Genomic DNA, 8,003 nt, shown 5'->3' on the forward strand with positions numbered 1-8,003 from the left:
GAGGAGGCGGCGCTGCTGGGCGGTCGCCACGCCGGCCGCCGGGCCCCCGTCGTACGTGACGGTCCCCTCGATGGCGACCTGCTCGCGCGCCTCCAGGGGGCGTACCGGCGCGGTCTCGGCGAAGTCCTTGTGGACGGCCGGCAGGTAGAGGGTGAAGCTGCTGCCCTTCCCCAGGGTGCTCTCGGCGGTGATCGCGCCGCCCAGGAGGTAGGCGATCTCGCGGCTGATGGACAGGCCGAGGCCGGTGCCGCCGTACTTGCGGTTGGTGGTGCCGTCGGCCTGCTGGAAGGCCCCGAAGACGGTCTCCAGGTGCTGGGGCGCGATGCCGATGCCGGTGTCGTGCACCCGGAACGCCAGGACGAGGCCGTCCCTGCGGACGATGTCGGGGATCACGGCCTCGTCGGCGGGCTCGATGTGCAGTTCGACGCCGCCCTGTTCGGTGAACTTGACCGCGTTGGACAGCAGGTTCCGCAGGATCTGGCGGAGCCGGTAGTCGTCGGTGAGGAGCTCCTCGGGGACGTCCGGCGAGGTGCGGACGGCGAAGGACAGGTTCTTCTGGCCGGTCAGCGGCCGGAAGGTGGCCTCGACGTACTCCAGGAGCCCGCTCACGGGGACGACCTCGGGGGTGACGTCCATCTTCCCCGCCTCGACCTTGGACAGGTCGAGGATGTCGTTGATCAGCTGGAGCAGGTCGGAGCCGGCCGAGTGGATGATCCCGGCGTACTCGACCTGCTTCGCGGTGAGGTTACGGGACGGGTTCTGGGCGAGCAGCTGCGCGAGGATGAGCAGGCTGTTGAGCGGGGTGCGCAGCTCGTGGCTCATGTTGGCCAGGAACTCCGACTTGTACTTGGAGGCGAGCGACAGCTGGTGGGCCCGCTCCTCCAGTTCCTGGCGGGCCTGTTCGATCTCCAGGTTCTTGGTCTCGATGTCGCGGTTCTGCGCGGCCAGCAGGGCCGCCTTCTCCTCCAGCTCGCTGTTGGAGGCCTGCAGTTCCTCCTGGCGTGCCTGGAGTTCCTGCGAGCGGGCCTGGAGTTCGGCGGTCAGGCGCTGGGACTCCCCGAGCAGCTCGTCGGTGCGGGCGTTGGCGACGATCGTGTTCACGTTCACCCCGATCGCCTCCATGAGCTGGTCAAGGAAGTCCCGGTGGATCTGGGTGAACCGGTGCACCGACGCCAGCTCGATGACGCCGAGCACCTGCTCCTCGACCACGATGGGCAGGACGATCAGGGACAGCGCCTCGGTCCGGCCGAGGCCGCCGGCCACCGGCAGGTAGTCGGCCGGCAGGTCTTCGACGGCGATGGGACGCCGGCTGCGCGCCGCCTGGCCGACGAAGGACTCGCCGAGGCGGAAGCGGGTCGGGCGGGCGCCGTCCGGGAAGGCGTAGGAGGCGACGAGCTGGAGGACGGTGCCGTCGGCCGTCTCCTCGGCCAGGTAGAAGGCGCCGCACTGGGCGGAGACCAGGGGCGTCAGCTCGTCCATGATGGACTCGGCGACCACCGTCAGATCGCGCCGGCCCTGCATCAGGGCGGTGATGCGGGCCAGGTTGGTCTTGAGCCAGTCCTGTTCCTCGTTGGCCCGTGTGGTCTCCCGCAGGGACTCCACCATGAAGTTGATGTTGTCCTTGAGGTCGGCGACCTCGCCGGAGGCGTCCACGGTGATCGAGCGCGTGAGGTCGCCCTCCGCCACGGCGCTGGTGACCTCGGCGATCGCCCGGACCTGCCGGGTCAGGTTGCCGGCGAGCTCGTTGACGTTCTCGGTGAGGCGCTTCCACGTGCCGGAGACGCCCGCGACCTCCGCCTGGCCGCCGAGCCGGCCCTCGCTGCCGACCTCGCGCGCGACGCGCGTCACCTCGGCGGCGAAGGAGCTGAGCTGGTCGACCATCGTGTTGATGGTGGTCTTCAGCTCCAGGATCTCGCCGCGCGCGTCCACGTCGATCTTGCGGGTCAGGTCGCCACGGGCCACGGCGGTGGTGACCTGGGCGATGTTGCGCACCTGACTGGTCAGGTTGTGCGCCATGAAGTTGACGTTGTCCGTCAGGTCCTTCCACGTGCCGGCCACGTTCGGCACCCGGGCCTGGCCGCCGAGGATGCCCTCGGTGCCGACCTCGCGCGCCACACGCGTCACCTCGTCCGCGAAGGCCGACAGGGTGTCCACCATGGTGTTGATCACGCCGGCGAGGGCGGCGACCTCACCCTCCGCCTCCACCGTGATCTTCTGCGACAGGTCACCGCGGGCGACCGCGGCCGCGACCTGGGCGATCGACCGGACCTGACCGGTCAGGTTGAACGCCATCACGTTGACGTTGTCGGTGAGGTCCTTCCACGTGCCGGAGACGCCGCGCACGGTGGCCTGGCCGCCGAGGTTGCCGGCGGTGCCGACCTCGCGCGCCACGCGCGTCACCTCGTCCGCGAAGGCCGAGAGCTGGTCGACCATCGTGTTGATGGTCTCCTTCAGCTCCAGGATCTCGCCGCGGGCGTCCACCCGGATCTTCTGGGTGAGGTCGCCCTGGGCCACCGCCGTGGTGACCTCGGCGATCGCGCGGACCTGCGCGGTCAGGTTGTCGGCCATCACGTTGACCGATTCGGTGAGGTCGCGCCAGGTGCCGGAGACGCCCTTGACGTCGGCCTGGCCACCGAGGATGCCGTCGGTGCCGACCTCGCGCGCCACACGCGTCACCTCGCCTGCGAATGAGCCGAGCTGGTCGACCATCGTGTTGATGGTGCTCTTGAGCTCAAGGATCTCGCCGCGCGCGTCCACGGTGATCTTCTGCGACAGGTCGCCCTCCGCCACCGCGGTGGCGACCTGCGCGATGGCGCGGACCTGGCTGGTGAGGTTGCCGGCCATGAAGTTCACCGAGTCGGTGAGGTCCCGCCACGTACCCGAGACGCCCTTGACGTCGGCCTGGCCACCGAGGATGCCCTCGGTGCCGACCTCGCGCGCCACACGCGTCACCTCGCCGGCGAACGAGCCGAGCTGGTCGACCATCGTGTTGACGGTGTTCTTCAGCTCAAGGATCTCGCCGCGCGCGTCCACGGTGATCTTCTGCGACAGGTCACCCTTGGCGACGGCGGTCGCGACCTGCGCGATGTCGCGCACCTGGGTGGTGAGATTGCCCGCCATGGCGTTGACGGAGTCCGTCAGGTCCTCCCACGTACCCGAGACGCCCGGGACCTGGGCCTGCCCTCCGAGCCTTCCCTCGGTGCCGACCTCGCGGGCCACCCGGGTGACCTCCGAGGTGAACCGCGACAGCTGGTCGACCATGCCGTTGAAGACCAGGGCGATCTCGCCCAGCAGGCCGTCCGCGTCGGAGGGGAGCCGGGTGCCGAAGTCGCCGTCCCGCACCGCCGTGAGGCCCGCGAGCAGCAGCCGCAGCTCCGCCTCACCGACCTGAGCGGCCGAGGACTCCGTGTCCATGCCCGCTCTCGCGGTTCCGGGCGCTGTAGAGCCAGCCATCGAACGTCGCCTCCGTAGATCGCCGGGCCTGTGACCCGACCCACCCGTTCCTCCCCCGACCACCACCTGACATTCCGCCAGATCTCGGGGCGCGTACCGCCCGGAGGCTACCCCACGGTTCACGGACCCCCGCAAACCCACCCCCGCCTCCCCCCGGGCAGGGCGGCGCGGGCCCGCCACACACGCGCCGCCCTCCCGTATGTCCACGGGAACGGGGTTCCAACCCTCCCGGCGTGAAACGGGCCGGAACCGTGCGGCTCGCGGCCGGCGGCGGGCCCCGGGAGGCGGTGCCGGTCCGTTTCGGACACGTACCGCGATAGGGTGGGGCATCGGAAGACGTTGCCCGCCGGACCCGGCGGACCCGAGAGGGGCCGGGTGGCGGGCGGATCGTGGAGGAGTCCGAGCGGAGATGTCCCGCATGCGGTGGGCGGGTCCGGCGTGACGGGGTCGACGAGGGCCGCGTTGGAGGTGAGCCCGTTGCCCGGTCGTTCCGGAATACGTGTCGGCGGTGAGGTGACCGAGCTCACCCGCCGGTCCTGGGAGGACGCCCTGTCCCGGCTGGCCGGAGAGCACACCGGCGTGACCTACGTGGAACTGACGGACCTCGTCTTCGTCGACGTGGCCGGGGCGACGGCGCTGGCGGTCACGGCCATGGGCCTGCCCGGAGGACGGATGGTGGTGGAACATCCACCACCCCACCTCCTGCGGGTCCTCGACATGTTCTGGCCGGAGCTCCCGCAGATCGAGGTGGTGCGGCGATGAGCACGGTGAGCACCGACGAGACGTTCGTGCATCCCGCGCTGTTCTACCGCACCGAAGCGGAGTACGCGCGACAGACGGTGGCCTTCCTGCGGGAGGGCCTGGCCGGCGATGAGCCACTGGCGGTCGCGGTGCCCGGTCCGAACCTGGAGCTGATCCGGGACGGCCTGGGGGCCGAGGCCGAGGGCGTCCTCTTCCTGGACATGACCGACGTGGGCCGCAACCCCGGGCGGATCATCCCCCGGGTGCTGCGCGGCTTCGCCGACGCCCACCCCACGGGGCGGGTCCGGATCATCGGTGAGCCGATCTGGGCGGGGCGCAGCGCGGTGGAGTACCCGGCGTGCGCCCAGCACGAGGCGCTGATCAACGCGGCCTTCGACGGCCGTGCCGTGACGATTCTGTGCCCGTACGACGAGGCGCGGCTGGATCCGCAGGTGATCGCCGACGCCCGTATGACCCATCCCACGCTCATCAGCGACGGGCGCGAGGAGAACAGCGACGTCTACGACTGGGAGGCGGTCGTCGCCCGGTACAACGAGAGGCTGGAACCGCTGGCCGGAACGGCCGTCTTCGCCTTCGGCGGCGACGAGCTTCCGGCGGCCCGCCGGTTCGCCTCCGCGCAGGCCGCGCGGCTGGGACTGGCCGGGCAGCGACTGGGCGACGCGGAGCTGGCCGTCGCCGAGCTGACCACGAACAGCGTGGTGCACGGGGGCGGGCGAGGGACGCTGACGATCGGGACCGAGGCCGGTCACCTCGTCTGCGAGGTCCGCGACGCGGGCCGCCTCACCGACCCCCTGGCGGGGCGCCGGCCCCCTCGGCCGGGGCAGATCGGCGGACGGGGCCTGATGCTGGTCCACTACGTGGCCGACCTGGTGCGGGTGCACACCGGCGACGCGGGGACGACGGTGCGCTTCTACTTCAGCCTCTGACCGGAGCTCCCTGGAGGGCCGCCCCGCGGCTCTCCCCGAACGGGAAAGCCGGGGCGGCGGGCCGTCCGGGGTCCCGTCAGCCCATCGGGCCGCCGAAGGGGCCGCCCAGGCCGTAGTACAGGCCGAGTCGGGTGCGGTAGTCCGGGTCCTCCAGGTGCTTCTCCCGGTGGAACTCCGGGGCGTCCTTGATCTGCTCCTTGGTCCGGTCGACGTGGATCGTCCGCTCCTCCGGGTCGACCCGGACCACGGCGCTCGCCGGGAGGAGGACCTCCTTGCCGAAGATCCACATGCCGGTGTCCACCACCAGATAGGCGTCCCCGGCCTCGTCGGAATGTTTGTCCACCTTGCCGATGGCGCCGTCGGTCGCCTCGACCTTGTAGCCGGTCAGGTCGGTGCCGGCCGGATGACCGGCGGTCGGCTGGTAGCTCCACACGTGCTCCGTCATGCGAGACAACTCCTCAGGTGACCGAAGGCCGGGGCGGCCCGACGCCGCTCCGGCCCCCTCGCTGTGCCGTGTCCGGCGGAGGGACCGGGGGCCTCTCCGCCTGGAGTCCGCGTGCCCCGGCCGGGCCGGCACATTCCCTCGTTCGGGGGGCCGGGAAGAGGCGTGAAACCCCGTTGCGGGGTTACGAGGGAGAGGTACGGCGCCGGTCTGGCCCGGCGCGCCCTCCCCCACGGAACTGGTGACGATGTCTGACTCGAGCCGGGACAAGACCACCCAGCCGCCCCTGCCGGCGAGGCCGCTCCCCACCTCCCCCGTGGCGCCGTGGAACATCACGGCCCGCCAGGTCCGGGGCGAGAGCGATCTGCCCGTCGAGACCACGTTCCACTACGACCCCGAGGATCCGTGGGCGGTCCGCGTCACCTTCCGGCTCTCCCTGGGCCGGGTCGTGGACTGGACCTTCTCCCGGGATCTGCTGCGCTCCGGGACGCGTGTCCTGAGCGGTGAGGGCGACGTCCGCCTGTGGCCGCTGCGCTGCGGCGGGCGGGAGGGCCGCGTACGCCTGCGGCTCGGCCAGGCGGGGGCGTACGCGATGGTCGACGTCGACCGGGCGGGGCTGCGGAACTGGCTCGCGACGACGTACGCCGTCGTGCCGGAGGGGGAGGAGGCCGCGCGGATCGACTGGGCGGCCGAGGCCTCCCGGCTTCTGACGGGGCCGTGACGCCGGAGTTCCGCACCAGCGGACGCACCCGGCCGACCCCGGTCGTACACGCGTGAACACGTACGGATCACTGAACACGGACGACAGGAGGAATGACCGATGCTGGACAACTGGCGCGCACAGGCCGCCTGCCAGGACGCCGACCCCGACCTCTTCTTCCCGGTGGGGACGGGCGGGCCCGCGCTCATACAGGCCGAGGAGGCGAAGGCGATCTGCCGGCACTGCCCGGTGCGCGCGGAGTGCCTGCGCTGGGCCATGGACGACTCCCGCCAGGTGACGGGTGTGTGGGGCGGTCTGCGGGAGGACGAGCGGCAGGCGCTGAAGCGCAGGGAGCGCCGACGCGCGGCCGAGGAACGGCAGGGACCCCGTTGACCCTTCCCGCCCGGCCGCGACGGCCGGACCGGGACATGCCGGAACGGCCTCACCAGAAGGGGGTTGGTGAGGCCGTTCCGTCATGGGCGCCCCGACGGCGCCGGTCCTTCGCCTACGAGCGGTCGAGCATGCCCTCGCGCAGGCGGGCGAGGTTGCGGGAGAGCAGCCGGGAGACGTGCATCTGGGAGATGCCGAGTTCCTTGCCGATCTCCGACTGCGTCCGCTCCTCGACGAACCGCAGGTGCAGAATGCGGCGGCTGCGCTCGTCGAGCTGGCTGAGCAGCGGTGCCAGCGTGTGGAAGTCCTCGAAGAGTTCGAGCGCCGGGTCCTCCACGCCGATGAACTCGGCGAGGGCGGTGGCGTCGTCCTCGCCGTCCGGACCGATGGCCGCGTCGAGCGACGCGGAGTTGTAGCCGTTGGCGGCGATCCGCGCCTCGATCACCTCGTCCTCGGAGAGGTTCATCAGGCTCGCCAGCTCCGCCACACTCGGCGACCGGCCGAGGCGCGAGCTCAGCTCCTCAGTCGCCCTGGCCAGCTCCACCCGGGCTTCCTGCAACCGGCGCGGTACGTGGACCGCCCAGGAGGTGTCCCGGAAGAAGCGCTTGATCTCCCCGACGATGTAGGGGACGGCGAATGTGGTGAACTCGACCTCGCGGGAGAGGTCGAAGCGGTCGATGGCCTTGATCAGGCCGATGGTGCCGACCTGGACGATGTCCTCCATCTCGTCGCCGCGGGCGCCGCGGAAGCGGCCCGCCGCGTAGCGGACGAGCGACATGTTCATCTCGATCAGCGTGTTCCGTACGTACTGGTGTTCATGCGTCCCCTCCTCCGTCACCGCCAGCTTCTCGAAGAACACCTTCGACAGCTCGCGCGCGTCCTTGGGAGCGACCTCGCGGGGAGATTCGAGTACGGGAAGGTCCTCCATCCCCGTCTCGACGCCAGTCCTCGTGTCCGTCGTCACCTCGGTCGGCACTCTGATGACCTTCTCTCGTACGTCGGTAGCGGTTGCCCCGTGGGGGTTCCGCGTACCCCCACTTGCGCGGCTCATGCCGGAAAAACATCAGCGGATCGAGAAAAATTATTCACGATCCGCCGGGGCCGCCCGACGGGGGTGTCAGACGAGAGGGAGACGGGCCCGTACGCGCTTCCCGGAACGCTGCGGTTCGACGGTGACGCTCTCGCACACCGCCCGTACGATCTCGAGGCCGTGCTGCCCGATGCGCCGGGGGTCGCGGGGCCGGGTGACGGGGGCGGCGTCCAGCCGGTCGGTGACGGAGATGTCCAGGGCGTTCTCGAAGCGTTCGACGAGGACCTCGCAGGGGCCGGG

General features: G+C 71.0%; 7 protein-coding genes and 1 pseudogene. 4 read left to right on the forward strand and 4 right to left on the reverse strand.

Annotated elements, in window-relative coordinates; genetic code table 11:
• Window positions 1-3,414: HAMP domain-containing protein (locus RIF68_RS19095; RefSeq protein WP_309052488.1), on the reverse strand; the 3,414-nt coding region annotated here is incomplete at its 3' end.
• Window positions 3,415-3,966: 552 nt separating this feature from the next.
• Between RIF68_RS19095 and RIF68_RS19100 the strand changes: the two genes are divergently transcribed.
• The gene (locus RIF68_RS19100; protein WP_309052489.1) at window positions 3,967-4,215 is read left to right on the forward strand and encodes a hypothetical protein; all 249 of its coding nucleotides are present in this window, start codon (window positions 3,967-3,969) and stop codon (window positions 4,213-4,215) included.
• Window positions 4,212-5,141: an anti-sigma factor RsbA family regulatory protein gene (locus RIF68_RS19105; protein WP_309052490.1), complete on the forward strand. Its 930-nt coding sequence runs from the start codon at window positions 4,212-4,214 to the stop codon at window positions 5,139-5,141. The genes RIF68_RS19100 and RIF68_RS19105 overlap by 4 nt, the downstream gene beginning before the upstream one ends.
• Before the next feature lie 76 nt (window positions 5,142-5,217).
• Here RIF68_RS19105 and RIF68_RS19110 read toward each other — a convergent pair whose 3' ends face one another.
• Complete coding sequence (locus tag RIF68_RS19110; protein WP_309052491.1) at window positions 5,218-5,586, reverse strand: PRC-barrel domain-containing protein; 369 nt, start codon at window positions 5,584-5,586, stop codon at window positions 5,218-5,220.
• Between the two features lie 244 nt (window positions 5,587-5,830).
• Between RIF68_RS19110 and RIF68_RS19115 the strand changes: the two genes are divergently transcribed.
• The gene (locus tag RIF68_RS19115) at window positions 5,831-6,304 is read left to right on the forward strand and encodes an SsgA family sporulation/cell division regulator (RefSeq protein WP_309052492.1); all 474 of its coding nucleotides are present in this window, start codon (window positions 5,831-5,833) and stop codon (window positions 6,302-6,304) included.
• Window positions 6,305-6,406: 102 nt separating this feature from the next.
• Complete coding sequence (locus RIF68_RS19120) at window positions 6,407-6,676, forward strand: WhiB family transcriptional regulator (protein WP_309052494.1); 270 nt, start codon at window positions 6,407-6,409, stop codon at window positions 6,674-6,676.
• A gap of 112 nt (window positions 6,677-6,788) precedes the next feature.
• Here RIF68_RS19120 and RIF68_RS19125 read toward each other — a convergent pair whose 3' ends face one another.
• Together RIF68_RS19125 and RIF68_RS19130 are read right to left on the reverse strand one after the other, a co-directional pair.
• Entirely contained in the window at window positions 6,789-7,601 is an 813-nt protein-coding gene (locus tag RIF68_RS19125; RefSeq protein WP_309052495.1) for an RNA polymerase sigma factor SigF, read from the reverse strand.
• 189 nt (window positions 7,602-7,790) lie between these two features.
• Window positions 7,791-8,003 (reverse strand): annotated as a pseudogene (locus tag RIF68_RS19130) (ATP-binding protein); the annotation flags it as partial.

The organism is Streptomyces sp., assembly GCF_031178505.1.
Lineage (GTDB): Bacteria > Actinomycetota > Actinomycetes > Streptomycetales > Streptomycetaceae > Streptomyces > Streptomyces gulbargensis.

Bases quoted from the DNA above. Each gene is read 5' to 3' on its own strand.
- RIF68_RS19115 (WP_309052492.1), top strand. From the start codon at position 5,831: ATGTCTGACTCGAGCCGGGACAAGACCACCCAGCCGCCCCTGCCGGCG.
- RIF68_RS19110 (WP_309052491.1), bottom strand. From the start codon at position 5,586: ATGACGGAGCACGTGTGGAGCTACCAGCCGACCGCCGGTCATCCGGCC.
- RIF68_RS19125 (WP_309052495.1), bottom strand. From the start codon at position 7,601: ATGGAGGACCTTCCCGTACTCGAATCTCCCCGCGAGGTCGCTCCCAAG.
- RIF68_RS19105 (WP_309052490.1), top strand. From the start codon at position 4,212: ATGAGCACGGTGAGCACCGACGAGACGTTCGTGCATCCCGCGCTGTTC.